This window comes from Ralstonia sp. VS2407 (assembly GCF_052950655.1).
The window spans coordinates 1-655 of record NZ_JBRFVG010000067.1; the positions used below are offsets into that span (position 1 = coordinate 1).

The window sequence follows — 655 nt, forward strand, 5'->3', positions numbered from 1 at the left end:
CTTATTCGCAGCGCGTCAACAACTTTTTTACTGCCGCGTCGCGCACCGCCCGGATCACCGCCTCGCGCCCTCGGCCGCCTCTACCGCCGACCGTACCGCATGAGCCGCGAAACCTCCCGCTTCCCCCTTCGCGCCGCGTTCGCCGTAGCGCGAAAGAGGCGTGATTGTAGGCAGCATCTACGCTTCGTGCAAGCGTTTTTTGAAAGAATTTTTCACGCCTCCGCGCAAGCTCGAGGCGGCTCGCATCGACGCGCCCGCACGGCACGCCAAACGAGCGCCCGCGCGCGGCACATCTCCCTATCTATATGGAGGCGGGGACGACCGTTACTTCGCGATCGCCGCGCGCGCGACCGCGCGCATATAGTGATCCAGACCCGGCGTCGGCTTGCCGGCCATCTTCGCGAGATCGTCCCAGCGCCGCACGCGGATCGCGTCCGGCGCATAAGGACGCTTCAGGAACGCCTCGGCTTCGGCGTCCGAGAAAACGCCGCCCTGCAGATGCAGGCTACGCACCGAGTCCGCGGACAGGCGCGCGTAATACGACGCGTCGATCGCGCACAGGCAGCGCTTCGCATCGACGTGCAGCCGGATCGGCTCCAGCACAGCGTCGGGAAACAGCGGCCGCAGGAACGGCAGCACGCAATACTGATGCAGG

At 66.1% G+C, this 655-nt stretch carries 1 pseudogene; it reads right to left on the reverse strand.

The features are described 5' to 3' along the window. Nucleotides 1-324: 324 nt before the first annotated feature. Nucleotides 325-655 (reverse strand): annotated as a pseudogene (locus ACU8YE_RS23850) (phosphohydrolase); the annotation flags it as partial.